The following is a 26,682-nucleotide window of genomic DNA, read 5'->3' as shown; positions in this document are numbered from 1 at the left end:
CCTCCTTGCGAGGGCTTTTTTCGTGAGCACATTCATTTACTTCGATTTCAAGACATCCTACACTGACTGTAGGAGGGATTAAATATGAAAATTGAAGTTTGGTCAGACTATGTCTGTCCGTTCTGTTATATCGGCAAGCGCCGTCTAGAAGAAGCGCTCGAACAGTTCCCGCACGCGGACAACGTCGAAGTGGAGTTCAAGAGCTTCGAGCTCGACCCGAACGCACCGACGTCGGACTCGCGTTCGATTTACGAAGCACTCGCGAAGAAATACAACATGCCGCTCGAGCAGGCGAAAGGCACGACGGCCCAAGTCGCCGCCCAGGCCCGCACCGTCGGACTTGAGTACGATTTCGACAACATGGTCGTCACGGGTACACTTGACTCACACCGGTTGACGCACTATGCGAAGACGGTCGGAAAAGAGAAAGAATTGTCAGAAGCGCTCCTTAAGGCGTATTTCGTCGACGCGAAACATATCGGCGACCACGACGTCCTCGTCGAGATCGCAACAAGTGTCGGACTCGATGCCGACGCCGTGAAAGACGTGCTCGCTTCAGACGTATACACAGAAGACGTCCGCGCTGAAGAGAAGCGCGCGAGCGACCTCGGCATCACCGGTGTCCCGTTCTTCGTCTTCGATAATAAATATGGCGTCTCTGGCGCCCAGCCGACCGAGGCGTTCACGCAAGTGCTCGAGAAGACGTGGGCCGAATCGGCACCGACGCTTCAAGTGCTCTCGGGTGGCGCGACGTGCACGGACGATAACTGCGATATTTGATGTGAAACGAATAAAAGCAAAGCATTCGCCCATATTTGGACGAATGCTTTTTTGTTAATTTAAATCTTTCATCATATCCTCAAATGAAATGGTTTCAGAACGTTCTTTGTGCCTATGCATTGCTTCGTTGTAAAATTTCAAATCGAGTTCATTCTCGATACGTTCAAAGACAGTGTCCCGAACGAGAGTCGAGAGGGAGAGGTTCTTAGACTTCGCATACGCTCTAATCAGACGCTCGTCTTCTTCGTTGAGTTCAAAAGATATCGTCCTCATACAATCGACCTCCTATATGGAACATTGTATTACAAAATGGAAATGTTCATGTAGTCAAAACTTATATCTCTCGGAAGCCGAATCCCGGCTTCTTTTTTGTAGCTTTCTAAATCGTTCTGAAGGATAATTATTATTACCTAATAAGAATCGAGGACTTAACCATATGTGGAAAAATCGCAACGTCTGGATCATCTTGACCGGGGAGTTTGTGGCCGGTCTCGGGCTTTGGCTCGGCATCATCGGTAACTTGGAGTTCATGCAGGAGAAAGTGCCGTCTGACTTCGTCAAGGCGCTCATCCTCGCTGGCGGATTGCTCGCCGGGGTCGCCATCGGGCCGCTCGCCGGCCGTCTCACCGACCAAGGCTCGAAAAAGAAAATCATGCTCATCTCAAGTATTGTCCGGGCGCTGAGCGTTCTATTCATGTTCGTCGCCATCGAGACGGGAAGCGTGCTGTGGATGGTCGTCTTCCTCGTCTTCCTGCAAGGGTCGGCCGCGTTCTACTTCCCGGCACTCCAGGCCGCCATCCCGCTCATCGTCAAGGAACGGGAGCTGCTCGCCTTGAACGGGGTGCATATGAACGTGTCGACGCTGTCCCGGGTCATCGGGACGGCCATCGCCGGCATCTTGCTCACGCTCATCTCACTTCGGGACGTCTACGCGCTCTCGCTTGTCGCTTATCTGCTTCTCGCCGTCGCGACGTGGTTCTTGAAGATCGACGAGACGACCGTCCCGTCTGCGAAGAAAGTGGACGCGAAATCGTCCGGCGGGTTCAAGGACGTCTTTCCAATCATCAAATCGATTCCGGTCATCTTTATGACACTCGTCATGACGCTCATCCCGCTCCTCTTCATCGGTGGGTTCAACTTGCTCGTCATCAACATTAGCGAGCTGCAAGATTCGACGGCAATCAAAGGATGGATTTACACGGCCGAAGGGATTGCCTTCATGGTCGGTGCGTTCCTCATCAAACGGATCGGTGAGAAGTTCTCCGTGTTCTCCATCTTGTTCACGTTCTCGTTTTTGATTGGAATCGCCCAGCTCATGCTTTACTTCGCCGACATCCCGGCCGTCTCGATCGCCGCATTCGTCTTGTTCGGCTTCTCGGTCGGTTGCTTCTTCCCGACGGCCGTGACGATTTTCCAGACACGGATGCCGAAAGACTATCACGGCCGCTTCTTCTCGTTCCGGAACATGCTCGACCGGATCGTCTTCCAAGTCGTGTTGCTCGTCACTGGATTCTTCCTCGACTTGATCGGCCTACAGCTCATGGTCGTCTTGTTCGGGATCAGCTCGATCCTCATGACGGCAGCGTTCCTCGTCTATACGCGCAAACACAAACTTCATATCGAACCGGACGAGGCCGAACGCCTCTCTTCATAAAAACAAGCGGTGACCGATTCGGTCATCGCTTGTTCGTGTCTTCGATGTCACGCCACCAGTTGGTCGTGTCGTTCCGTCCGTCGAGTGTGATCCGCTCACCGATTCGTGGCGTGAGCACGTCCTCTCGTGGTAAGAGCCCCACCATCTGCTCAGCTGGGTCGAACCAGGCATGGAACGATAGCGTGAACGCGCCCCAATGAATCGGGAGCATCTTGTCGGCCCGCACGTCACGGAACGCCTGTGCCGTCTCACTCGGTTGCATGTGCACGTCCGGCCAGCGCTCATCGTATTGTCCGCATTCGAGCGCCGCGAAATCGAACGGTCCGTACGCGTCGCCGATTTCTTTGAAGTGTGGTCCATACCCGCCGTCCCCGCTGAAGAACAGGCGGTCCGTCTCGCCGAGGACGACCCATGACGCCCAGAGCGTCGCGTTGCGGTCGGTGAGCGAGCGGCCCGAGAAGTGCCGAGCCGGCGTACAGACGAACGTCCATGAGCCGAAGTCAAACGTCTCGCCCCAATCGCGCTCGACGATGCGTTCCGCCCCGACGCCCCACCGTTTCAAGTGGCTACCGACGCCGAGCGGGACGATGAAGACGGCAACCTTGTCTTGAATCGCTTGAATCGTCGCATAGTCCAAATGGTCGTAATGGTCGTGCGTGAGCAAGACGACATCGATGTCCGGCAAGCCGTCGAGCTCGAACGGCAAGTCTTCGCTGAACCGCTCGTTCTTCGCGAACGGGAGCGGCGATGGGCTCCGGCCGAACATCGGGTCGACGAGCATCGTCTTACCGTCCATTTGGACGAGCATCGCCGAGTGTCCGAGCCAATAGATGCGTGTGAAGCTTGAACCGAGTTTCTCGCTGAAGTCGATCGGGACGACCGGTAAGCGCTCGCTCGGTTTCCGGAGCGAGTCCGGATTCAAATATTCCTTCGACATCGAAATCATGTCGTCCGATGAGAACCGCATCGGCGTCTCGAGCTGATTCTGAAACTTGCCGTTCACCAGGTTCGGCGACCGGAGCGCCTTCGGCTTTTTTCCGAACGGTTTATATTGCGTGAGCACGGTACCTGTCACGGCAGCCAGGCCCATCAATGAAAATAATAGTGTCTTCTTCAATTCCATCCACTCCTCTACCTTATTCATTATACGGCACCAACGCCGATTCCCCTGTTTTCGAATACAAAAAAGACGGCACGGGCCGTCTTATGAGTTCTGTAAAATCTTGATGTCATTGACGATATCCTCGATTGGCACGTCTTGGAATCCTTGATACGCCTTGATGATTTTCCCGTCCTGGTCGACGAGATAGAACCACGTCGCGTGATCCACTTGGGTGCCTTCTGACGGTTTGCGGACGAGCGCTTTGAAGTTTTGTTGCGCGAACGCCTCAATCTCTTCTTGCGAATAGCCCGTCAAGAATTGCCAATCGGCTTTCGCCAAGTCGTAATCAGCCATGAACGCTTGAATCTTGTCCGGCGTATCGACGGTCGGGTCGACGCTGAACGACACGAATTGGACGTCTTCGACGCCTTCCTCGACGAGCGCTTCATTGAGTTTCGTCATGTTGTACGTCATCGGTGGACAGACCGTCTCACAGCTCGTGAAGACGAAGTCGGCCATCCAAACTTTGCCCTTCAAATCGTCCAGACTAACCATCTCTTCATTTTGATTCATATAGTCGAACGACTCGATCTCCCAATTGAGCGGGTCTTCAATCTCCTGGCCGCACGCGGCGAGCACCGCCATCAAGCTGATCAATCCGATGAGCATCCATTTCTTCACACGTTCCATCTCCTTCATTGTCAATTGCGTCTCACGCGCCAGACGAGGAGCGTGATCAAAGTAAATGCCGTCAAGGCAAGGAACGGAATCGTCACGAACCCGAACCAGTTGATGTATTGCACGTTGCACGGTACGCCTTGCACGCACGGCTTGATATCGGCGAAACCGGGTACTTTTTGAACCAAATAATGGTACAGTGAAACCAGACCTCCGAGGATGGAGAGCGGCAATACATACTTCTTCACCGCCCGGTCGTCCGTGAACACGGCGACCCCGAGCAAGATGACGAGCGGATACATAAAGATGCGTTGAATCCAGCAGAGCTCACATGGCACGAACTCGCGAATCTCGCTGAAATAAAGACTGCCGAGCGTCGCCGTGAGGGCGACGAGCCAAGCGAGATACAGACCATAACGGGTCAAGAATGACTGCTTCATGGCGTGCCTTGCTCAATCAATCGCTCAATCGTCTCGTAATCGAACGGGTCCTCGAGCATGACGCCGTTAATCATGATTGACGGTGTGAACTGGACACCGTGCTCTTTGACGAGCCCGTCATCGAGACTCACCTGTTCGAGCACCGTCGAGTTCTCACTCAAATCGTCCTCGAGCTTCGCCACATCGACCGATGTCGTCTCGCTCGCAATCTCTGTCAACCGCTCGACCGTGACCCATGCCTCGTCGTGCTGTTGACTCGCCGGTTGCGCGTCGTAAAGCGCCTTATGGAACTCCCAGAACGCGTCCGGGTCTTGTTTATACACCGACTCAGACGCGAGCGATGCCAAAATCGACTCTTGTCCGTGGAACAGGACGTTAATGTAGCTGAAACTGATTTTCCCTGTATCGATATAGTCTTCTTTCAACTTCGGATAGACCGTTTCGCCCCACTGTTTACAAGACGGGCATTTGTAATCCCCGAATTCGACGACCGAGACGGGTGCGTCCGCATCACCGAGCGTCGGCTGACCTTCCGTCGACACGTGTTCTGTCGTCGCCGGTGCCGCCGTCTCGGCTTGTTCGGTCGGTTGATTCATCAAGACGACCACGACGGCCACGAGGGCGACCGCGAGCAGTGTCGCGATGACTAATAGTTTGTTCTGTTTCAATCGTTTCACCTCTATTTGTATCGATTCGTCTTTCATTATAACGAAAGCGCTATCTGTTTCCACGAAATCGACCTTGTTTTTTCTCAACTTTGCTTCATGTCATGGAAAAAATGACGATGAACAAAGTGGATGTTGTTATTGTAGGAGGAATTTGTTCATGAAATCATTTTCGATGCGTCTCGGTCTCATTTTGGCGCTCAGCATCGCCACACTCGTTTTTTTACTCACTATCACGCTTACGTATATGACGAGTCAACGTTCCGCCGCCTCGCTCGAAGCGGAGATTGGGGAACGGTTGTCGATGACGTCGCATCAGCTCGTCGACAAGCTCGACTTTTACATGTGGTCACGCTATCAAGAAGTGCAATTACTTCAAGGGCTTGACGCCTTGAACGACCCTGCCTCGAGCCGGGCCCTGCTCGACCAGGTCCAGACGAACATCCCCGCTTTCTCGTGGATGGGCGTGACCGACGCGTCGGGGAACGTCGTCGCTTCGACGAACGGAATCTTAGAAGGCGCCAGCATCAAAGAACGCCCTGTTTTCCTCGAGGCACAGACTGAGCCGTTCATCGGCGATGTGCATGAAGCCGTGTTGCTCGCCGAGCTGTTGCCGAACCCGAGTGGCGAAGTCCTCCAGTTCGTCGACATCAGCGTCCCGCTCGTCCGTGACGGGACCTTCCAAGGCGTGCTCGCGACCCACCTCAGTTGGGAATGGGGCAATGAAGTGCTCCGCCACTTCAACCGGACGCTCCACCATCAGTCCGAGTATACCGACTTGTTCGTCGTCAGCGGACGTGACAACACGGTGTTGCTCGGTCCCGACCACCTCGTCGGCAAACCGCTCCCGACGTCATTGAAAGAAGGCTGGCACGTCGACACGTGGCAGGACGGAACTTCTTATTTGACTGGTGTCGCCATCGGTGAAGGTTATGAGGATTACGCCGGACTCGGTTGGAGTGTCGTCGTTCGCCAACCGACCGAAGTCGCGTTCGCCCCGGTCATCGAACTAGAGAACAAAATATTATGGATTGGTCTCATCGCCTCGCTCGTGACGTCTACGCTCGGATGGTTCCTCGCCTCGATTGTGACGCGACCGTTACAACGGATCACCGAAACGGCTGCTCTGATGAAGGAAGGGAAGGCCAAGACGTTCCCGCACCAGTCTGGAATTCATGAGATTGAGTCGCTCGCATTCGCCCTCGAGTCACTTGTCTCGTCTCTCACCGAATCTGAGACAGAACGTGTCCATTACGAGTCACTCGTCAACCGTGACGTCTTGACCGGACTCGCGAATCGGACGGCGCTTCGACACTATTTGAACGAAGCCCAAGCGACGAAGAACGAGTACGTCTGTTTCTATATCGACCTCGACGGTTTCAAAGCCGTCAACGACACGTATGGACACGCCACGGGCGATGATGTCTTGATTGAGATTGCCGAACGGTTGAAACGCGTTACGCTCGATGGTGCCTATCCGGTCCGGTTGAGCGGTGACGAGTTCTTCCTCTTGTTCGAACGGAATGGAAAGAGTGAACGATTGATCACTCAAATCGGACAAGACCTCATCACTTCCCTGTCCGAACCGATCGCCATTGAAGGCGGGACGACAAGCGTAGGGGCAAGTATCGGCGCCTCGCTCTGGCAGACGGAGACGGTGCCACACGCCGCCATCGAACGGGCGGACCAGGCGCTCTATCGCTCAAAGGCGAACGGAAAGCATCAAATCACGCTCGATGAGACGCTCATCGCATAAGCAAAGGTCCATGCTGAACTGCTCCCCGTCAAGTAGACAGGGCAAATAATGAAAACCGGACTATGCGGCTTGAGACCTGTATTCTACAGGGCTCAAGCCGTTTAGTCGTTTCTGGAAACGATCATGGTTGTAGAACGAGATGTAGGTCTCGATGGCTGATGTAAGTTCGCTGTAGGCCTGGAACTCACGCAGGTAGTACATCTCGACTTTCAAGGTACCCCAAAAACCCTCGATCGGGGCGTTGTCGAGACAACGTCCGACCCGGGACATGCTGTGGGTCAGCCCCGCGTCTTCCACCATGCGTTTGAACCCTCTCGAGGTATATTGGAACCCCCGGTCGCTATGGATCATCGGACTCGCTCCTGAACGGAGCCCCGCGATGGCTGGGATCATCGTCTGGAAGACGAGCGCGTTGTTGTTGGATTTCCCGATGCGATAGGCGATGATCGAGCCGTCATAAAGGTCGATGATCGCGCTCAGATATGCCTTCCTTCCGGCGCCATATTTGAACTCGGTGACGTCGGTGCACCACTTCTCGTCCGGTCGGGACGCGCTGAATTCTCGGTTCATCAGGTTCTCGGCCACATGCTGCGGTGACGACTTCTTGTGCCGTTTTCGCTTCTGGCGGATGACCGAACGGATCTCATGGATGCGCATGAGACGATAGATACGCTTCTCGTTGTATGCCGGCAGGCCATGCTGGCGTCGTCTCCGGTTGACCGTCATGGTGATCCGTCGATAGCCGTAGGTCCCGTTCACCTGGTCGTAGAGGAGGCGGATGTCCTCTAGTAGGCTTAGGTTCTCCTCCTCGCGTACCGAGACGGTACGCTTCAACCATTTATAGTAGGCGGCCCGTGAGACCTGCGCGATCTCGCACAGGAGCACGACCGGGAACGTGTCGGTCGTCGACATTTCCTCGATCGCCATGTAACGCAATTGTAGCCGGATTTGGCTGATCAACCTCTCCTCTCGATCTCCTCTAACTTTTTTAGGAACAGGTTCTCGGCCCGCAGGCGCTCGTTCTCCCGCTCGATCTGTTGGATGCGACGTTCGAGCTTCTCTTCGTTGGTCAGTTCCTCTTCTTGCTTCGTCCGTCCGCGGCGGTCCTCGAGCCCGTGCACGCCGTCGGCGTCATATTTTTTCGTCCAGCCGTAGACCTGGTGGTACGACGCGGCGAATATCTCGGCCGTCCGTTGATAGTTCCGTCCATTGTCCAGGCAATACCTGACGATCTCCATGCGTTCCTCGAATGTGGTCTTTCTCCCTTTTGTCATAGCTCGATCCCTCCCTTTTCTCGAATCTGTTAACTCGCTATGACTAGTATACTTCTTGATCCACCGATATAGAACCGAACGACTACTGATTTGATGTCTGGAGAGGACTTCCACCATGGTGACCCCATCGAGATAGTCACGTACGGCCGCTATTTTCTGTTCCTTTGTGTACAGTTTCCATGTCCTCGACTCCTTCAAGGCGTCGATTCCGCCGGTCTCGAATTTCACTTTCCACACCCGGAGGGTATGCTCAGAGACGTCATGGGCCTCCTCGATTTCCTTCCACGTATATGTTTCTTCTTCCATCATCCGTAGTGCACTCAGTTTTTGTTCGATTGAATGCCGACTTCTCGCCATAAAAAACACTCCCCAATCAGATAAACAGATTTGTTATTTCATCTGTCTACCTATTGGGGAGCATATCATGCTCGGCATGGACCTTCTTGTATTACGCTTCGAACAACAATTGTTCTGGATCTTCAATCATGTCTTTAATGTGCTTGAGGAATGTCACGGCCTCACGACCATCGACGATGCGGTGGTCATACGAGAGCGCCACGTACATCATCGGGCGGTTCTCCATCGTTTCCGCGTCGATAGCGATTGGGCGGAGTTGAATCGAGTGCATCCCGAGAATCGCGACTTGTGGGCCGTTCAAGATCGGTGTCGACAAGAGTGAGCCGAAGACGCCACCGTTCGTGATCGTGAACGTTCCACCTGTGAGGTCGCTCAACCCGAGCTTGTTATTGCGTGCTTTATCGGCGAGGTGCAAGATGTCTTTCTCGATCTCACCGAAGTTCTTGCGATCCGCTTCGCGGACGACCGGGACAACGAGACCGTCCGGAGCCGACACGGCGATACCGATATCATAGTATTTTTTCAAGACGATCTCGTTGCCTTGAATCTCAGCGTTCAAGTACGGCATCCGTTTGAGTGCCGCGACGGCCGCCTTCGTGAAGAACGACATGAACCCGAGTTTGACGTCGTTGTCTTTGATGAACTTCTCTTGGCGACGTTTGCGGAGCGCCATGACAGCCGACATATCGATTTCGTTGAACGTCGTCAGCATCGCTGCCGTCTGTTGCACTTCGACGAGACGGTTGGCAATCGTTTGACGACGGCGCGTCATTTTGATGCGCTCTTCGTCTTTGCCGCTCGCTGCTGGTTGCGGTGCCGCTGCCGGAGCTTTCGGTGCTTGTGGCGTTGGCGTCGGTGCCGGTTTCGACTCGTGGCTCGTCACGTCATGGACGTTGATGCGGCCGATCGGGTCGTTCGTTTGGATGGCTGACAAATCGATGCCTTTCTCACGGGCCAATTTGCGGGCCGCCGGTGTCGCGATCGGTCCTTTGCCTGGGCTCGCGACATGTTCTTCACGGCGCTCGACTTTCTTCGCTTCTCCGACCGCTTCGACTTTCGTCTCAGCTGGTGCTGGAGCAGTTTCTGTCGCCGCTTCCGTTTTTGTCTTCGTCGCGACAGCCGTGCCGCCACCAGTACCTGAGCTGAGGCGAGCGATCACTTGTCCGACTTGGACCGTGTCCCCTTCGGCCGCCAATTGCTCGTCGAGCGTACCCGACTCATCGGCAGGCACCTCGATGTTGACTTTGTCTGTCTCAAGTTCGACGATGGCTTCCCCTTTTTCGACATGGTCGCCTGGCTGTTTGAGCCAAGACGCGACCGTTCCTTCCGTAATGGATTCTGCTAATTCCGGTACTTTGATTTCGATCACAATGAGTTCCCCCTTAACTTATTTACGATCTTTTTGGTATGTGCTCGTGCCGGCAGCAGCCGAGACGGCGTCACGTGAAATGGCTTCACGGATGATGCGTGCTTGTTCTTGTTTATGGGCTGTCGGGTTTCCTTCAGCCGGACTCGAACGGCGACGACGGCCGACGTAGCGGACGTTCAGACGGTTCGATGTGACCGCTTCGAGACGCGGCTCGATGTACGTCCATGCCCCCATGTTCTTCGGTTCCTCTTGAACCCAGACGATCTCTTTCGTGTTTGGATAGCGGCTGATCAATTCACGGATCTCGCGGACCGGGAACGGATAGATTTCTTCGACGCGGATGATGTGCAGGAAGTCGAGTGACTCCTCTGACTTCATCGTCGCTTCTTGGAGATCGATCGCCATCTTCCCTGAACAGAAGACGAGACGTTCGACTTTGTCCGGATTCTCACCGAGACCGACTTGTTCGATGATCGGACGGAAGTTATTGTCTGACAGTTCATCGACCGATGAGGCTGCAAGCGGATGACGGAGCAGGCTCTTCGGTGTCATGATGATCATCGGACGGACTTGTTCCGTGTCGAGCATCTTCGCCTGACGACGCAAGATGTGGAAGTACTGCGCGGCCGTCGACAAGTTCGCGACCGTCCAGTTTTTCTCTCCGGCGAGCGTCAAGTAACGCTCCATGCGGGCGCTCGAGTGCTCTGGCCCTTGGCCTTCATACCCGTGCGGCAACAGCATGACGAGACCTGACTTCTGTCCCCATTTGGCGCGACCGGCCGAGATGAACTGGTCGAACATGACCTGCGCCGAGTTGGCGAAGTCGCCGTACTGGGCTTCCCAAAGCACGAGCGTGTCTTGGGCGAACACGTTGTAGCCGTATTCGAAACCGAGCACCGAACCTTCCGAGAGCGGGCTGTTGTGGACCGAGAACGAGGCGTTCGCCGTCGACAAGTGATGGAGCGGCGAGAACTTCTTGCCTGTCTCGACATCGTTCAACATGATGTTACGTTGCGCGAACGTACCTCGCTCCGAATCTTGTCCGCTCAAACGGATTGGTGTGCCGTCCGAGATGATCGAGGCGTAAGCGAGCGTCTCGGCATGGCCCCAGTCGACTTTCCCGTTGTCCGCGAACGCGTCACGGCGACGGTCGAGCACTTTTTGCAACTTATGGAACACGCCGAAGCCTTCCGGCCAGACGAGCAATTCGTCATTCAATTGCTGGAGCACGTCACGTTCGACACCTGTCTCGACGAACGGGAAGCCTTTGTGGACCGCTTCCGGCAAGATGATGTCGGCATCTTCTTCTTCAGCCGGGACGAGGTCACGGGCCGATTTAAGACGGTCTTCAATCGATTGCTCGATCGTCGCTTTGTCTTCTTTCGACATGACGCCTTCCGCTTCGAGCACGTCGGCATAGACATGACGGACCGATTTGTGTTCTTTGATGGCCTTATAGAGCACTGGGTTCGTGTTCATCGGCTCATCCATCTCGTTATGACCGTAGCGGCGGTAGCCGACCAAGTCGACGAGAATGTCTTTATGGAACTTGGCGCGATACTCGCTGCACAGTTTAGCGACAGCGACACACGCTTCCGGATCGTCCGCATTGACGTGGAACACCGGAATCTCATAGCCTTTGGCGATATCACTCGCATAACGTGTCGAGCGCGAGTCGCTCGGGTCGGTCGTGAAGCCAATCGTGTTGTTGGCGATGACGTGGACCGTCCCGGCTGTACGATAACCATTCAAGTTCGTCATGTTGAGCGTCTCGGCGACGATGCCTTGACCTGGGAACGCAGCATCCCCGTGAATCAAGATTGATGCCGCCTTGTCGTCATGTTGGACGGCCATCCCTTTTTCAGAGCGGTCGTCTTGCGCGGCGCGCGTATACCCTTCGACGACCGAACCGACGAACTCGAGGTGACTCGGGTTGTTGGCGAGGTTCAAGCGGACCTCTTTCTTCTCTTCTAACACTCTGCGGTCGAGACCGAGGTGATATTTCACGTCGCCGGACCAACCGAAGTTGATGCCGATCGATCCTTCCGACGGAATCAATTCTTTATTCGGAGCGTGCTGGAACTCAGCGAAAATCATCTCATACGGTTTGCCGAGCACGTGCGCGAGCACGTTCAAGCGTCCACGGTGGGCCATCCCGATGTTGATATGTTCTGACCCGCTCGAGATGAGGCCGCCGACCATCGCGTCAAGGAGCGGCACCATCGCGTCGAGCCCTTCGATTGAAAAGCGTTTTTGTCCGACGTATGTCTTATGAAGGAACGACTCGAACAACTCTGTTTCCGCTAGACGTTGGAACAACTCGATTTTCTCGTTCTTCGAGTATTTCGCTTTCAATGCGCCCTGCTCGATGCGGCGGCGAATCCAACGCTTCTCTTCCATGTCATCCAAGTGACGGAGCTCGATGGCGACCGGTCCTGTATAGACGTCAAGCAAGTGACGAACGAGCTCGAGCGCGTTCGCACCCGGCTTCGGCACGTCTTCCGACAACAAGTGAGCCGGTACTTGCTCGAGGTCCGCTTCACTCAACCCGTAGCGGTCAAACGCAAATAAGCCGTGCTCGCGCGGGTGGTCTTTGAGCGGATAGATGTCGGCCGCTTTATGGCCGAGTGCCCGGATATCATTGACCAACCGTGTCGCTGCCACGACTTTCTCTAAATCAAACGATGCAGCCGGCGCGACAGGTGCGCTCGCTTCCGGTGCCCCGTGCTCGTCAAAGTATTGACGCGTCTCCGCATCGACTGATTCTGGGTCTTCCACATACTGCTCGTACAATTCAACGATATAGCCTAAGTTTGGACCATAAAATGCTTGCACTTCTTCGCGACCGTTCGACGACTCTCCCATTGAATAAATCCCCCTATCCGTTCCTGTGCGTCCGATGTGTGAACGCTTTCATTTTAACATTAAGCACGAAGCAGTTCATCCTTCTGATTCGTCCTGCAAAAAGAGCCAAATCTTGCCTCTTTCTCTCCTCTCCATACTACACCTTTCCATATGGAAAGACCCATTCAAATTCACAATTCGTCCATACTATTTCGATAAGTTTTCCTTATCAACAAATTGTGAAATCAGGCTTTTGTTTCAACAATTTCAAAAATAGGTGAAACCTTGTTTCAATCTACCCCGTATAGTACGGTAATCCAGTTGGAAAATACTCTCAACGAAAGCAAGGTGACCTTATGTTATCCGTACAAAACGTACACAAGAAAATGGGACAGACGAACGTCCTGACGAACGTCAGTTTTGACGTCACCCCTGGAGAAATCTTCGGATTCCTCGGACCGAACGGTGCCGGGAAGACGACGACAATCCGCATTATCACCGGCCTCATGCCGGCGACACACGGAACTGTGACTGTCGACGGGTTCGACGTCTCAACAGATCGCCAACAAGCGCTCAGTCGCATCGGAGCCATCGTCGAGAACCCGGCCTTCTATCCATATTTGACGGGCCGCGAGAACTTGATTCACGCGATGAACTTGATTCCCGGCTTAAAGAAAGTTGATTTGAACGCCCTCGGTGCCCTCGTCGGACTCGAGACGAAACTTGATATGAAAGTGAAACAATACTCGCTCGGGATGAAACAGCGCCTCGGGATTGCCCGTGCCCTACTCCATAACCCGAAAGTTTTGATTCTCGACGAACCGACGAACGGGCTCGACCCGGCCGGAATCGCCGATTTGCGTAACTACTTACGGCATTTAGCCGACCATCGCGGCATCGCCATCCTCATCTCAAGTCATTTATTGAGCGAGATGGAACTGATCACCGATCGGTTCGCCATCATCGACCAAGGACAAATCAAATCGATTCAAGGTGACGGCGAAGCGAAGACGGAGAGCGTCATCCTCTGTAAAGTCGACCGCAAACAAATGAACGAGGCGCTCGATGTCGTCGCACTCGCGTTCGATGACGTGAAAATCATTCAACAATCGGCCGAGACGTTCATCGTCCCACGTCCGGAAACGGATATCCCGCACTTGTTGAAACATCTTGTCGATCGCGACATCGCGGTCTATCAAATCGGCATGAAACACGAGACCCTTGAGGAGCAGTTCTTGAAAGTGACGAAGAAAGAAGGAGGCACGAACAATGCGTTCATTACTAGCCAATGAATTTATGAAGTGGCGGCGCACGATCAAACCGTTGATCGCGCTCGGCATGTATACCGGGATTATCATCTTGACGTACTTCATCGTCCGGAGCGGCGACAATCCAGGTGACGCGGAAACATTCGTCAACTATGCGACGATGGCCGCCATGACGTTCCTCGGTATTTTCACGATCGTGTTCACAGCCGAGATGATTGGAAATGAGTTGAAATTTGATACGTTGAAGCACTTGCTCATGAGCCCTTACTCGCGTGACCGGATTTTACTCTCGAAACTTGTCGCCGCGCTCTTGATCATGCTCGTCCAATTCGTGTTCATCCTTGCCGTCACGTATGGCTTCGCCTGGACGCTCGACGGAGCATTGACGTTCGAGCAGTTCCGCAACGTCTTACTTAGTGTCTCGAGCGGCGTCTTCGTCATCTTCTTGACGCTCATGTTCTCGGTCGTCTTCAAGTCCGTCGGTGTCGTCATCGGCTTCACCGTGCTCGCGAACTTCGTTTCGACGATGATCGGCGGACTCCTCATCGCTTGGAAGCCGGACATTGCCAAATGGATCGTCTTCTTGCATACGGACCTGTCGATTTATTACCAGAGCCCTGGCTTCATGGAAACAATGGACGTAACGATTTGGTTCTCGGCGTTCTATGTGTTGATTCATATCGTCGCGTTCTATATCATCACAGCATTCGTATTCCGAAGCAAAACGTTCGCTGAATGACGATTAACGCAGTCGGCAGAGTGGTACTTCATAATGTGAGACTCATTTTGAATGGAGGGACCACGATGTCAAAGACGGCGTTACTCATCATCGACATGTTCAATGATTTCGACTTTGTCGGCGGGGAGGACCTACTTCGAAACACGGAGCCAATTGTCGACCCGATATTAAAACTGAAGCGGCATTTTAAGGCGAACGATTGGCCGGTCATCTATTGCAACGACAACTTCGGTCAGTGGAAAGACAGCACCGAGGATATCATCCGTCACGTCGAGTCGTCGAAAGGCAGCTCTATCGCAAAACGGATTGCACCGGAAGACAAAGAGTATTTCATCATCAAACCAAGGCACTCGACGTTTTACGGGACGCAGCTCGATATCTTGTTGCGTCAACTTGAGGTCACATCGCTCGTCCTGACCGGTGTCGCCTCGGACATCTGTATCTTGTTCTCGGCGAACGACGGCTATATGCGCGAGTATGAGCTCCACGTCCCGCGCGACTGTGTCGCCGCCGAGACGGACAAGCGCAACGACAGCGCCTTGACCGTCATCCACGAGGCGCTCGGCATTTCGACCGATGATGCCGACACGTATATAAAAGATACCCAGGTGTGATAAAAGCCTCTGATTGTTGGACACAGAATCCCAACATTTCAGAGGCTTTTTCGTTTTGTTTTCAGCTATGCTTGATATATGAAGAAACAATGAAGGATGTGACAACATGTATCTCACAATTGGATTATCGTTACTCGTTTGCGTGCTTGCCCTCATTTTTACGATCATGGTCGGACTCGGGAAAGACAAATCAGACTACAATCAAAAGAAAAGCTGGTCAATGGTGTCGTGGACGTATATCGTCTTGTTCCCGGTCTCATTTTTGGCGCTCGGCCTGTTATACTATTTCATTACCCGATGACCTCGTTCATCGGGATTTTTTATTTGACCGCGACGGTGATGCCGATTGGATAATGACGCGTCCCCCGCTTCGGTTCGACGAGCACGCCTCGCTGGTAATAGAACTCGGTCGATGTGAAGGCCGTAAATAATTCCTCAAACTCGGCCTCAGTGAACTGATGGGCATGGAAGGGCTCATTCGTCGGTTGCCCAACGCCTTGACCGAACGGTGTCGACAACACCAAGATTCCGCCTGGCTTCAATAAGTCCCACACGTTCGCCATGAACGCCTCATAGTCGGTGACATGTTCAATCGTCTCGAAGCTGACGATGCAATCGAACGTCCCCAGTTTGTCCGGCAACGTCCGGTCGACGACATCGCCGACGATATAGTTGACGTTCGGATGGTGATAACGCCCTTTCGCATAACGTGTCGCCTCTTCTGACAAGTCGACAGCGACGACCTCGGTCACGATCCCTTTCAAGTTCTTCGCAATCAATTGACTGCCATATCCACTCCCACTCGCAAAATCGAGGACGCGTCCGTTCATGTATAACAAGGCGAAATGGTAACGGGCGATATGTTCGAGCAACAAGCCGTTCAGCGGGTCCATGCGATCTGGGATGACCCGTTCTCCCGTATAATCTAATGTCATAAATTCTCCTTTGGAAAGCTACTGTGCTTTCATCTTAGTCTTCCTAGCACGCCACGACCACAAAAAAAGAGAAAAGATTGTCTCCAACCTTTCCTCTCCTCGTTATTGGTCTTGCTTGAAGCGAAGTAAATCCGAATAGATGAGCTGGTCGTTCATCTCAAGGATTTTATTCGCTTCTTCTTCAAGTGGCGTACATGCTGCACCATCTTCAGCGACTTCGCCAGTCTTGGCGTCATAACACATCGACTGCGTGAACAGATGGTCTTGCGTCACGACCGTTCCATCACGGAAGATGGCGCGGTCATAATGCTCTTTCGAGAACAAGTCATTCCCGAATCCGACCTGTTCAGACGTATCGATTCCGAGCAAGTGCTGAATCGTCGGGTTCATGTCGACGTGACTTCCGATTGTCTCGTGCACTTCACCCTTGTCTTGGCCCGGTAAGTGGATCGCGAACGGAACCGCTTGAAGTTTAGCCACATCGTATGGCGTCAACTCGTCTTTGCCGAGCAAGTCGGCCATCGCGTCATTATGGTTCGTCGAGATCCCGTAATGGTCACCGTAGACGACGAAAATCGTGTCGTCCCACATGCCGTTCGCCTTCAACTCATCGATGAACAAGCCGAGGGCATAATCCTGGTAAGCGAGCGCTTGCGGGAAGTTGTTGAGTGTCGTCGAGTTCGTCTCGAATTTCGGGACGAGCTCGTGCTTTTCACTCGGCATCGTATACGGGAAGTGGTTCGTCAGCGTGATGAACTTCGCGTAGAACGGTTCCGGAAGCTCTTCGAGCATCGGTACCGATTGGCGGAAGAACTCATCATCGAGTAGACCCCACTCCGTCATATCCTCGGGGTTTCCGAGGTCATAGCTGGCTTCGTCAAAGAACTTGTCGACGCCGATGTTTTGATACATCTGGTCGCGGTTCCAGAACGATTTGTTGTTGGCGTGGAACACGGCCGAGTAATAGTTGTCATCTTTGATGACTTCTGGTAACGCGTTATATTCGTTGTCGGCGTTCGTGAAGTAGACTCCTCCACGTGAGAGGCCGTAAAGCGAGTTATCGAGTGCGAACTCGGCATCTGACGTCTTCCCTTGGCCGGTCGTATGGTAATAGTTCGGCCAGTAGTGGGACTCTTCGATCAGTTTGTTCAAGTTCGGCGTGATGTACTCGCCGTTCGACGCTTTCATGTTGTGCGTGAAGTTTTGGGCCGACTCGAACGAGACAACGACCACGTTCTTGCCTTTATACTTCCCGAACATCTCCGGGTCCGGAGCCGCATAGTTCTGACGTGTGAAATTCTCGACTTCATCCAGTTCAGAACCGTCTGCGAGCGCCTTCTGGGCCGACGTCTTCGTTTGGAGCATGGCGTCGTAGACGTGGAAGTTGAACGTTCCTAAGTTTTTAACCAACAGCTCTCGGTCGAACGAGCGCGTCAACAGTTCTGGACGCTCCGTTTCGGCGAGGACGAGGTTGAACCCGAACAAGGCCGCGGCCGCACCGAACGTGATTAAGACGCGGCGTTGCGATGCCTGGCTCGTCTCGTTCATCTTCCATAGTAGGAATGGAAGCACAACGAGGTCCCCTAATAGGAGCAAGTCTTTCCATTCGAGAAGCGACAGGAATGAAGACGAGAGCGTCTCCATGTTCGACGACTGGAACAAGACCGGTACGGTCAAGAAGTCTGTGAACTCACGATAGTACGTCGTATCCGCGAACAAGATGAGCGAGGAGACGAGGTACAGACTGTACAGTGCCCACTTCCGCTTATTCCCCCCAAAGAAGAAGCTGAAAGCGAACAGGAACAACGTGAAACTGAGCGGGTTGATGATGAGGATGAATGCCTGGACCGCGTTCTCGGCCGGCATATTGAAGAAGAACTGATACGCGATCAGCGACTTCGTCCATAACAGGATGGTGAACATCCAAAACAGACGGTGTGTCTTGAACGAGTCGAGCGCCGTCTGGCGGAAGCGGTCCATCCTTCCTTTCGATTGATTCATGGGATTCATGTAAACACTCCTTATATGGAATTCAAGTTAAAGATTCATTTTCTTTTTAGACGTATAAGCTATATTTTAACGTTCCCTTGAACTCAATTCAACTAATTGACGTTTACAACTATACACAAACTTAACAATCCGATTGCAATGTTTACGAAAAAAAGACTACCGAGTCGCCTCGGTAGCCGATTACGAGTGATTCGCTCACCCGATGATATCCATCCAAATTTTTACTGTACTCGCTAAAATGAGTAACGCTAAAATCATCTGCAGTGATTTCGTCTTCATGTTTTTACCGACGTTCGCGCCGAGCGGTGCGGCGATCAAACTGGCGATAATCATGATGACGGCAGGTTCCCACACAATTTGGTCGGTGATGATTTTCCCTGCTGTCGAGCCGATTGACGAGATGAACGTGATGGCGAGCGAACTCGCGATCGCCATCTTCGTCGGAATCCGGAGCACGACGAGCATAATCGGCATCAAAATGAACGCGCCTGCCGCCCCGACGATTCCCGCGGCCACCCCGACGACGAACGCCGAACTCGCTGCAATCACTTTATTGAATGTGACTTGGTCGAGCGGGACGTCCTCGACGTTCTTTTTCGGTAAGAACATCATGATTGTCGCAATCGTCGCGAGCACGGCGTAGACGACGTTAATCAAGTTCTCAGACAAGAGCGTCGAGCCGTAGCCGCCGATGAAACTCCCGATCAACACGGCGACACCCATATACAGGATGAGCTGCTTGTTCAAGTAGCCGCCTTTCCGGTATGCGTAAATCCCACCGATTGTCGCGAAGAAAACTTGAATCGCGCTGATTCCCGATACTTCATGGGCGCTGAACGCTGCGAAGCCGAGAAGCGGTGGAATGTACAACAGCATCGGATATTTAATAATCGATCCGCCAATCCCGACCATCCCCGAAATGAACGACCCGATAAAGCCGATCAAAAAGATGGTGATAATAAATCCAAATTCCATATTAACTCCTCCAATTCCCTACCCTCTATATAAGTAAGTTTTATTGTTGTTCCCAAGCAATCATGCCGCCTGAGATATCATAAATTTCCGTGTAGCCACGTTCTTGCAACAGCTGTGCCGCTTGAGCACTTCGATTTCCGCTCTGGCAGATGACATAAATCGGTTCATCTTTCGGATAAGGTAATTCGGTTGCATTTAATGATGAAAGTGGTGCGTTCACCGCTCCTTCAATATGCCCCCCCTCGTATTCATCCACTTCTCGGACGTCTAACAAGGTTATTTCTTCGTTTTCCAATCTGTTTTGTAGTGTTTCGACGTCGATTTTTGTAATTTCACTCTCATCTGACGTAAAAAGAACGATTCCGACCGTCGCTAGCACTAAAATCGATACAATCATCATGATTTTCTTCAATTTTCGACCTCCGATTCTTTTTCTTGCATTCAGTATACCTCAGGGGGTATATTAAAAACAACGAAAGAAACTCACTTCAAAAATTCTTGAATCACAAAGGAGATTTATCACTCATGAAAACCATTTCGACTACTGAACTAGAAAAGTTGCTTCAATCTGATGAGACGCTTAACTTGATTGATGTTCGAGAGACAGACGAATTTGCAGGTGGCCACATCAAGCAAGCGAAAAACGTCCCACTCTCTGAATTCGGTGCGAAAGTCGATGAGCTCGATCGTTCGAAACCGATTCACGTCATCTGTGCGGCAGGCGGACGAAGCATGAACGCTTCGGCTTACCTCGACTCACTCGGCTTCGATGGCGTCAACGTCGATGGCGGCATGATGTGCTGGACAGGTGAAACGGTCTAACAATCTTCTATATATACAGTTAAAAAAACACAGTCGTTTACAGTCAACTATTCTTAGGGGGTATTCCACATGTTATTACGTTATTTCTATGATCAAAAATTAGCACAAGCATCTTATATGGTCGGTTGCCAAATGACCGGCGAAGCCGTCGTCATCGACCCGGCCCGTAACATCACACCGTATCTTCAGGAAGCTGAAAAAGAAGGCATGAAAATCGTCGCGACGGCTGAGACTCACATCCACGCCGACTTCGTATCAGGTTCACTCGAGCTTGCGAAACGCACCGGTTCAACAGCTTATCTCTCAGACGAAGGTGACGCGTCATGGAAATATGCGTTCGCGAAAGACATCGATTCAAAACTCGTCAAAGATGGCGACACGTTCAAAGTCGGTAACGTCACACTCGAAGTCATGCATACACCAGGTCACACGCCAGAACACATCTCGTTCTTGCTCTACGACCGGAACCAAACACAACCGATGGGCATCTTCACAGGCGACTTCGTCTTCGTCGGCGACATCGGTCGTCCTGACCTGCTCGAAGAAGCAGCCGGCGTAAAAGGAACGACAGCCATCGGTGCCGAGCAAATGTTCAACTCGCTCAAGAAGTTCAAAGCTCTTCCTGACTTCGTTCAAGTCTGGCCGGGCCACGGTGCCGGCAGTGCCTGTGGGAAAGCACTCGGCGCCATCCCGACATCGACAGTCGGTTACGAGAAAGCGACGAACTGGGCACTTCAAATGACTGATCAAGATGCGTTCATCAAAGAGTTGACGACGGATCAACCAGAACCGCCGAACTACTTCGCAATGATGAAGAAAGTAAACAAAGAAGGCATTCAAGTGACGAACATGATCGCTCGTCCGGAAGTCGTCGGTACGGACCGCCTCGACACGCTCGTCGACGAGACACAAGTCGTCGATACACGTACAGGGGAAGAATTCGCCAAAGGACACGTCCCTGGCACCATCAACATCCCATACAACACGAAATTCGTCTCATGGGCCGGCTGGCTCGTCAACTTCGACAAAGACATCACGCTCATCGCGAGCGCGGAAGACGTCGAACAAGTGCAGACGGATCTTCAATCAATCGGTCTCGACCGTCTCCGCTTCATCGTCCCAGTCGAAGAGCTCGATCAAGAACTCTTGACGGAAACGTACACGGACGTGACAGCGGAACAAGCGATTGAATCAGCTGAAAAAGGTGACGTCTTCGTCCTCGACGTCCGGAATGCGACGGAATGGAACGCGAGCCACTATGAGAAAGCAGAGCGCATCCTACTCGGTAAGTTGGCGCGCGACCACGAAGGTCTCCCGACAGACCAAACGATCGCCGTTCACTGTGCGTCAGGCGTCCGTTCACGGATGGCCGCGAGCGTGCTTCAATCACTCGGCTACAAGGATATCCAAAACATCCTCGGTGGCTACGGTGCGATGAAGACTGTCCTCAATGCAGAACAAATCGGCTAATGCTATACTACAAACAAAGAAAGCGCCCACTCGTCTGGGCGCTTTTTCTCTAGGAGGGATTGTGTGATTGCGATCGGTCCATTGAACGTTCGACTCGATTTACTGGCTATGATGGTCAGCCTGCTCATTCTCTACATCGGTTTTAAAAAAATCGGCTTATCGGAAAAAGACCGCGACGCCGTCCTCGGCACATGGTTCGCCGGTTTCCTCGCGTGGAAAGGAAGTGCAATCGTCCTCGGTCTCGCGTCGACGGGTAGTTTGGCCTTATCCCTTTATGCGACCGGGGGCACGTGGTCAATCCTGATCGCCGCTGGTGTGATTGCATTTTTCGTCTACCGGCTCTCGCCTAGCCTTCGTGGCTATTGGTTGTTCTCGGCCTTGTTCCTTTGGTTTGCGATGACGCTCGTCGTCCCGAAATATGGGACGCTCCCGCTGCTTTCTTCATCGCAACCGCTCCATCTCTATATGGCCGCCCTCATCGTCTTACTGCTTATCTCGACGTGGCGCTGGATGCGGACACCGACGCTCGGAGCACTGCTCTGGACGGGGGTCGGTGCATTTTCGATTTGGTTGATCGGGTCAATCGTCACCGGTACGTTCGAGTTGTGGTGGGTCATTCCGTTCTTCCTTCTAATCGCCGTCGCCGCCTACGTGGCGCGACCGTCCCAGAAGACCCTTCAATACGGACTCGGTCTCATCGTCGTGCTCGCCATCATCAACGCCAGCCTACCAGACGAGACACCACGACTCGAAGCCGGTTCGTCTCAGACCGGTTTGAACATTGGTCAAGTGCCACCGAACTTCGAATTGAAGCGGACGGATGGGACGACGTTCAACTTGAGTGAGTTGCGCGGCGAACGGATCGTCGTCAACTTCTGGGCGTCGTGGTGCCCACCGTGTCGGGCCGAGATGCCTGACATGGCCAAGTTTGCCCGTGAACAAGACGATGTGACCATCGTCGCCGTCAATACGACGACGAGCGAACGGGATGTCGCTGATGCCGAATCGTTCGTCGCCCCGTATGAAGATGCGTTCGAAGTCGTCTATGACGAAGAAGGAATCGTCGGGGATGCGTATCGGATTCAGGCGATGCCGACGACGTACGTCCTCGATGAAAATGGAGTCATCGTCGCCAAGCAATTCGGCGCCATTGACCACGCCTGGCTCGATGCTCAGACAAATTGAAAATAAAGGAGCGGTTTTCTCTCGATTGAGAAAAGCCGCTCCTTTATTTGTCTCGCCGGTAATTCTACTCATCTTTTTTCGTAAGCTTCAAATTCTTTTGAACCTCGTTTTGGAGGATCAGGATCTTGTTGAATAGATAACCACCCTACTAGACCTGTGACAAGCGAGAACAGACTGATCCCCAGTTGAGAAATCGACACAGACGTCATCAATCGGTCAATGATGTTAACAATGATGAATGTACTCATGATGTGAAGGAACAAAGCTAACATCCCTGTATGTGATTGGATGACATTGAGAGTCGTCAACGCCTTCAATAAAGCCGACAGAAACAAGTTAATCGGGATCTCTGACAGTCCGTATACGAGGAAGAAGAGGAGCAGACTCCACAACGATTCATATTGTAGACCGAGTATTTTCAAGATTAGAAATTCAAGAGATGTAAACACAATCAATATGATTGAAATAATCAACGTACAAATCAATAAAGGTTTGATTCCTTTTATCGTGATTGCCTCCTTCTGTTTAGACAGCGTCCCCAAATTAAAAACCGCCTGAGCGGTTCTTAATTTTGCTTTAAATAACCTTGAGTCTTCAAGAAGTCTTTTACGTCGAGCCGGGTCGGTTTCGATAACATCCGTCCCATTTGTCCGGTCCACGTGTCGCTTCGTTGGTTCGACCCACGGGCCGCGTAGTAGTCGTGAATCGTCGCATCGTACGCATCGAGTTCTTGTTTCAGTTGCTCGGCGTCTGCGACGTATGTGTTCTCGTGATAAATATGTTCGAGCGGGAGGCGCGGTTTTTGACCTTCGACGTGCTCCGGTACACCGACGGCAAGTCCGAAGAGCGGCAATACCCGCTCCGGCAGACCGAGCAGTTCCTTCACAGCGAACATATCATTGCGAATCCCACCGATGTAACAAATGCCGAGGCCCATCGATTCGGCGGCCACGACGGCATTTTGCGACGCGAGCGCGGCATCGATGACCGCGACAAGCAACTTCTCGTCCGTCTCGAGCGTCGCATTCACTTCGGCCTCCCGCAGTTCTCCAATCAACTCGTGTCGATATAGGTCGGCGCAGAAGACGAAGAAGTGACCGTTGTCGATGACGTATTGCTGGTTGCCGGCGATTTCGGCCAGACGTGCTTTCTTCTCCGGGTCGGTCACCCCGATGATGGAATAGGCTTGGATAAAGCTCGACGTCGACGCGCGCTGGGCGCTCTCGACGATGAGCCGGATTTGTTCGTCGGTCAACGTCTCGTCCGTGAACGAGCGGACAGAGCGGTGGTTCAGTAGTGTTTCGATGACTTGATTCATGAAGCATCCCCCTTTTTTCTTATCTTGGCATAACCACAAGATCGGGACAATTTTGAAAGCTTCTATTCAGACATCCACCTCAAAAATCGCCCACGGTAGCCAAAGGACAGATTCTGTCTCCACGTCTTCTTGATTGCTGTATGTACAATAGCGTTCCGCTTCTTCAAGCGTCGGAATCAAGCCATGTTCATTCAAACGAAACGGGAACTGTTCAGCAACGTATTAGTTCGTTGTTTCATCATCATTCTTGCTCAATCGCTTTGATGATTTTGGCTGGGTTTCCAGCCACCACGACGTTCGGAGGAACATCTTTCGTTACAACGGAACCTGCAGCGATAACCGCACCATCGCCAATCGTTATTCCTGCCAAAACGACGCAACTCCCTCCAATCCATACATCGTTGCCAATATGAATCGGGGTAGCGATCCCACTCTTGTTTCGGTCACGTGAAGGTAACGCATGTCCTGCCGTATAAATCCCGACGTTCGGTCCAATCATGCAGTCATCGCCAATCGTTACTTCAGCCATATCTAAAATCGTACAATTATAGCCTGCATAAAATCGATTTCCCACATGAATGTTAGTGCCTAAGTCACAATGAAAATTGTGTTCAACGACCGGATTTTCACCCACTGTACCAAATAGTTCACGGAGGATTGACGCTCGTAACGTATCATCATCGACTTCAGATGCATTGAAGCGCTGCACGAGCCGCTGTGCACGTCTTCCTTGACGCTTCAGAGCGTCAGTTCCTCGTTCATAATAAATGGTCTCTCTCATCACATGTTCCTCCTGACATATGGATTAGGGCCTGCTAGTCAAAACGAGCCATCCCTGCGCTCTTCATTATACGCAAAAAAGCAGAGTGGCTGTTGCCGACTCTGCTTAAAATAATTATTCCGTCACTTGACTCAAGAACGGTGTGATATCGACGTTAAGTGCTTCCGAGAGACGCGCACCGAGGTCGCGGTCGGCCCGGTAGAAGTTGCAGATCAAGAGGAGCACCGTGTTTTCATGGCGAACTTCTTTAATATGCGCCACCAAGTTGTTCACGAGTGCCGTCTTCTCTTCTTCCGAGTAGCGACGGTACACTTCTCCAGCTTGACCGAAGTCGTTCGTCTTCTCGATTTTTTGACGTCCGGCCACGCCTGAGAGTGGTTGTTCCGTCTCGATATAAGCCGCGTCCGGTTTCGGTGCGTCCTCATAGCGGTTCGGTTCATAGTTGACCGGGCTCGTTTGTTGTTTGAACGGCATCACGCCATCACGCTGATTGTTCGACACTTGTGCGAACGGACAGTTGATTGGGAGCTGCAAGTAGTTCGCTCCGATCCGGTAACGTTGCGTATCCGAATAGGAGAACAAGCGACCTTGGAGCATTTTGTCTTCCGACGGTTGAATCCCAGGTACAAGCACGCCCGGGTTGAAGCCGACCGATTCCGTCTCGGCAAAGTAGTTGTCGACGTTTTTGTTGAGTGTCATCGTGCCGACGAGTTGATACGGGATGACGTCTTCGAACCAGTCTTTTGTCGCGTCGAGCGGATCGAAGTCGAAGTTGTCCATATCGGCCGGGTCGAGGATTTGGACGTAGAGATCCCATTCTGGGAAGTCGCCTTCCTCGATGGCGTTGAACAAGTCGCGTGTCGCATGGTTGAAGTCTTCGGCCTGTACTTTCGCCGCGTCTTCCATCGACAAGTTTTTAACGCCTTGTTTTGGGACCCAACGGAGTTTTATGTACACCGTGTTTCCGTATTCGTTGACCCATTTGAATGAGTGGACCGATGAACCGCGCATATGACGGTATGAAGCTGGAATCCCTTCATCGCTGAACAAGTGGATGAGCATGCTCGTCGATTCCGGCGTGAGCGACATGAAGTCGAAGAAACGGTCTGGGTCTTGCAAGTTCGTCCGTGGGTCCGGTTTGAGTGAGTGGATCACGTCTGGGAATTTGATGGCGTCACGGATAAAGAAGACCGGTAAGTTGTTTCCGACGAAATCATAGTTCCCTTCTTCCGTGTAAAACTTGACCGAGAATCCACGTGGGTCACGAAGCGTCTCTGGTGAGCCAAGACCATGAATGACGGTTGAGAAGCGAGCGAAGATTGGTGTCTCTTGTCCCTCTTCCTGCAAAAATTTGGCTTTTGTATATCGTTTCATGCTATTTTTAACTTTGAAGACACCGTGTGCTCCGGCACCACGGGCATGAACGACCCGCTCCGGCACGCGCTCACGGTCAAAGTGGGCGAGTTTTTCAATGAGTTGATAATCTTCGAGAAGTGTCGGGCCGCGGCGACCCGCTGTGATGGAGTTGGCGTTATCCCCGATTGGGACGCCTTGGTTAGTAGTTAGACGACGATGTTGATCCATATTGTTGCCTCCTCTTTATAATTATTCTTACAAAGTTAATGATATTAAAAGATAATAATTAT

General features: G+C 52.4%; 27 protein-coding genes. 10 read left to right on the top strand and 17 right to left on the bottom strand.

Annotated elements, in window-relative coordinates:
* The first annotated feature begins 84 nt into the window (after window positions 1-84).
* Window positions 85-780 (top strand): DsbA family oxidoreductase, encoded by a 696-nt coding sequence (locus KNP67_RS00715; RefSeq protein ID WP_058763095.1) that lies wholly within the window; start codon window positions 85-87, stop codon window positions 778-780.
* Between the two features lie 54 nt (window positions 781-834).
* Here KNP67_RS00715 and relB read toward each other — a convergent pair whose 3' ends face one another.
* Window positions 835-1,053: a type II toxin-antitoxin system RelB family antitoxin gene (gene relB, locus KNP67_RS00710; RefSeq protein ID WP_029595913.1), complete on the bottom strand. Its 219-nt coding sequence runs from the start codon at window positions 1,051-1,053 to the stop codon at window positions 835-837.
* A gap of 163 nt (window positions 1,054-1,216) precedes the next feature.
* Between relB and KNP67_RS00705 the strand changes: the two genes are divergently transcribed.
* Window positions 1,217-2,434: an MFS transporter gene (locus KNP67_RS00705; RefSeq protein WP_131471020.1), complete on the top strand. Its 1,218-nt coding sequence runs from the start codon at window positions 1,217-1,219 to the stop codon at window positions 2,432-2,434.
* Between the two features lie 22 nt (window positions 2,435-2,456).
* Here the strand turns inward: KNP67_RS00705 and KNP67_RS00700 are convergent, their stop codons facing one another.
* The 4 genes from KNP67_RS00700 to KNP67_RS00685 form a co-directional block, all read right to left on the bottom strand.
* The gene (locus KNP67_RS00700) at window positions 2,457-3,557 is read right to left on the bottom strand and encodes an MBL fold metallo-hydrolase (protein ID WP_251128784.1); all 1,101 of its coding nucleotides are present in this window, start codon (window positions 3,555-3,557) and stop codon (window positions 2,457-2,459) included.
* A gap of 81 nt (window positions 3,558-3,638) precedes the next feature.
* Complete coding sequence (locus KNP67_RS00695) at window positions 3,639-4,226, bottom strand: SCO family protein (RefSeq protein WP_029595916.1); 588 nt, start codon at window positions 4,224-4,226, stop codon at window positions 3,639-3,641.
* 11 nt (window positions 4,227-4,237) lie between these two features.
* Entirely contained in the window at window positions 4,238-4,654 is a 417-nt protein-coding gene (locus KNP67_RS00690) for a disulfide oxidoreductase (protein WP_021066760.1), read from the bottom strand.
* Complete coding sequence (locus KNP67_RS00685; RefSeq protein WP_021066759.1) at window positions 4,651-5,322, bottom strand: DsbA family protein; 672 nt, start codon at window positions 5,320-5,322, stop codon at window positions 4,651-4,653. Before KNP67_RS00685 ends, KNP67_RS00690 begins: the two co-directional genes overlap by 4 nt.
* 157 nt (window positions 5,323-5,479) lie before the next feature.
* Here KNP67_RS00685 and KNP67_RS00680 point away from each other — a divergent pair, with 157 nt between their 5' ends.
* Window positions 5,480-7,075, top strand: a complete 1,596-nt coding sequence (locus KNP67_RS00680; RefSeq protein ID WP_214755703.1) for a diguanylate cyclase domain-containing protein — start codon at window positions 5,480-5,482, stop codon at window positions 7,073-7,075.
* 60 nt (window positions 7,076-7,135) lie between these two features.
* Here KNP67_RS00680 and KNP67_RS00675 read toward each other — a convergent pair.
* The 3 genes from KNP67_RS00675 to KNP67_RS00665 all read right to left on the bottom strand — a co-directional run bounded on the left by KNP67_RS00675 (window position 7,136) and on the right by KNP67_RS00665 (window position 12,940).
* Window positions 7,136-8,706 (bottom strand): IS3 family transposase gene (locus KNP67_RS00675; protein ID WP_131471677.1). Its coding sequence is split into 2 segments (ribosomal slippage): window positions 7,136-8,067 and window positions 8,067-8,706, totalling 1,572 coding nucleotides; the frame shifts between segments, so codons are not numbered across the junction.
* 91 nt (window positions 8,707-8,797) lie between these two features.
* Window positions 8,798-10,075 (bottom strand): 2-oxoglutarate dehydrogenase complex dihydrolipoyllysine-residue succinyltransferase, encoded by a 1,278-nt coding sequence (odhB, locus tag KNP67_RS00670; RefSeq protein WP_058763087.1) that lies wholly within the window; start codon window positions 10,073-10,075, stop codon window positions 8,798-8,800.
* A gap of 18 nt (window positions 10,076-10,093) precedes the next feature.
* Window positions 10,094-12,940, bottom strand: a complete 2,847-nt coding sequence (locus KNP67_RS00665) for a 2-oxoglutarate dehydrogenase E1 component (RefSeq protein ID WP_214755702.1) — start codon at window positions 12,938-12,940, stop codon at window positions 10,094-10,096.
* 335 nt (window positions 12,941-13,275) lie between these two features.
* Between KNP67_RS00665 and KNP67_RS00660 the strand changes: the two genes are divergently transcribed.
* From KNP67_RS00660 to KNP67_RS00645, 4 genes are all read left to right on the top strand, one after another.
* Window positions 13,276-14,211, top strand: a complete 936-nt coding sequence (locus tag KNP67_RS00660) for an ABC transporter ATP-binding protein (protein ID WP_029595920.1) — start codon at window positions 13,276-13,278, stop codon at window positions 14,209-14,211.
* A complete protein-coding gene (locus KNP67_RS00655; protein WP_021066754.1) occupies window positions 14,189-14,926 on the top strand; it encodes an ABC transporter permease in 738 nt (245 codons plus the stop codon). The genes KNP67_RS00660 and KNP67_RS00655 overlap by 23 nt, the downstream gene beginning before the upstream one ends.
* 65 nt (window positions 14,927-14,991) lie before the next feature.
* A complete protein-coding gene (locus KNP67_RS00650) occupies window positions 14,992-15,540 on the top strand; it encodes a cysteine hydrolase family protein (protein WP_035385683.1) in 549 nt (182 codons plus the stop codon).
* 106 nt (window positions 15,541-15,646) lie between these two features.
* Window positions 15,647-15,841, top strand: a complete 195-nt coding sequence (locus KNP67_RS00645; RefSeq protein ID WP_021066752.1) for a hypothetical protein — start codon at window positions 15,647-15,649, stop codon at window positions 15,839-15,841.
* A 19-nt stretch (window positions 15,842-15,860) separates the two neighbouring features.
* Here the strand turns inward: KNP67_RS00645 and KNP67_RS00640 are convergent, their stop codons facing one another.
* The 4 genes from KNP67_RS00640 to KNP67_RS00625 form a co-directional block, all read right to left on the bottom strand.
* Window positions 15,861-16,475 (bottom strand): class I SAM-dependent methyltransferase, encoded by a 615-nt coding sequence (locus KNP67_RS00640; protein ID WP_029595922.1) that lies wholly within the window; start codon window positions 16,473-16,475, stop codon window positions 15,861-15,863.
* 102 nt (window positions 16,476-16,577) lie between these two features.
* Window positions 16,578-18,485 carry an LTA synthase family protein gene (locus KNP67_RS00635; RefSeq protein ID WP_131472305.1) on the bottom strand — a complete coding sequence of 636 codons (1,908 nt, stop codon included), beginning with the start codon at window positions 18,483-18,485 and terminating at the stop codon, window positions 16,578-16,580.
* Window positions 18,486-18,680: 195 nt separating this feature from the next.
* Entirely contained in the window at window positions 18,681-19,460 is a 780-nt protein-coding gene (locus KNP67_RS00630) for a sulfite exporter TauE/SafE family protein (protein ID WP_029595924.1), read from the bottom strand.
* Between the two features lie 40 nt (window positions 19,461-19,500).
* Complete coding sequence (locus KNP67_RS00625; RefSeq protein WP_242679019.1) at window positions 19,501-19,872, bottom strand: rhodanese-like domain-containing protein; 372 nt, start codon at window positions 19,870-19,872, stop codon at window positions 19,501-19,503.
* Window positions 19,873-19,985: 113 nt separating this feature from the next.
* Here KNP67_RS00625 and KNP67_RS00620 point away from each other — a divergent pair, with 113 nt between their 5' ends.
* The 3 genes from KNP67_RS00620 (at window position 19,986) to KNP67_RS00610 (ending at window position 22,937) form a co-directional block, all read left to right on the top strand.
* Window positions 19,986-20,282: a rhodanese-like domain-containing protein gene (locus tag KNP67_RS00620; RefSeq protein ID WP_214755701.1), complete on the top strand. Its 297-nt coding sequence runs from the start codon at window positions 19,986-19,988 to the stop codon at window positions 20,280-20,282.
* 69 nt (window positions 20,283-20,351) lie between these two features.
* Complete coding sequence (locus KNP67_RS00615; RefSeq protein ID WP_131472301.1) at window positions 20,352-21,752, top strand: MBL fold metallo-hydrolase; 1,401 nt, start codon at window positions 20,352-20,354, stop codon at window positions 21,750-21,752.
* 63 nt (window positions 21,753-21,815) lie between these two features.
* Window positions 21,816-22,937 carry a TlpA family protein disulfide reductase gene (locus KNP67_RS00610; RefSeq protein WP_214755700.1) on the top strand — a complete coding sequence of 374 codons (1,122 nt, stop codon included), beginning with the start codon at window positions 21,816-21,818 and terminating at the stop codon, window positions 22,935-22,937.
* 68 nt (window positions 22,938-23,005) lie between these two features.
* On the opposite strand, the gene KNP67_RS15525 is transcribed toward KNP67_RS00610, so the two are convergent.
* The 5 genes from KNP67_RS15525 to KNP67_RS00590 all read right to left on the bottom strand — a co-directional run bounded on the left by KNP67_RS15525 (window position 23,006) and on the right by KNP67_RS00590 (window position 26,620).
* Entirely contained in the window at window positions 23,006-23,596 is a 591-nt protein-coding gene (locus KNP67_RS15525) for a YrvL family regulatory protein (protein WP_353048233.1), read from the bottom strand.
* Window positions 23,503-24,255, bottom strand: coding sequence for an oxygen-insensitive NADPH nitroreductase (gene nfsA, locus KNP67_RS00600; RefSeq protein WP_131472295.1), 753 nt, complete (start codon window positions 24,253-24,255; stop codon window positions 23,503-23,505). Before nfsA ends, KNP67_RS15525 begins: the two co-directional genes overlap by 94 nt.
* 66 nt (window positions 24,256-24,321) lie before the next feature.
* Window positions 24,322-24,450, bottom strand: coding sequence for a hypothetical protein (locus KNP67_RS15460; RefSeq protein ID WP_285800915.1), 129 nt, complete (start codon window positions 24,448-24,450; stop codon window positions 24,322-24,324).
* A 46-nt stretch (window positions 24,451-24,496) separates the two neighbouring features.
* Window positions 24,497-25,036, bottom strand: a complete 540-nt coding sequence (locus KNP67_RS00595) for a sugar O-acetyltransferase (protein WP_214755698.1) — start codon at window positions 25,034-25,036, stop codon at window positions 24,497-24,499.
* A gap of 114 nt (window positions 25,037-25,150) precedes the next feature.
* Window positions 25,151-26,620, bottom strand: a complete 1,470-nt coding sequence (locus tag KNP67_RS00590) for a catalase (RefSeq protein WP_021066643.1) — start codon at window positions 26,618-26,620, stop codon at window positions 25,151-25,153.
* Between the last annotated feature and the right edge of the window lie 62 nt (window positions 26,621-26,682).

This window comes from Exiguobacterium sp. s157 (assembly GCF_018618205.1).
Lineage (GTDB): Bacteria > Bacillota > Bacilli > Exiguobacteriales > Exiguobacteriaceae > Exiguobacterium > Exiguobacterium chiriqhucha.
The sequence above is the reverse complement of the archived record's forward strand: the minus strand, read 5'-3'. Positions and strand labels throughout refer to the sequence as shown.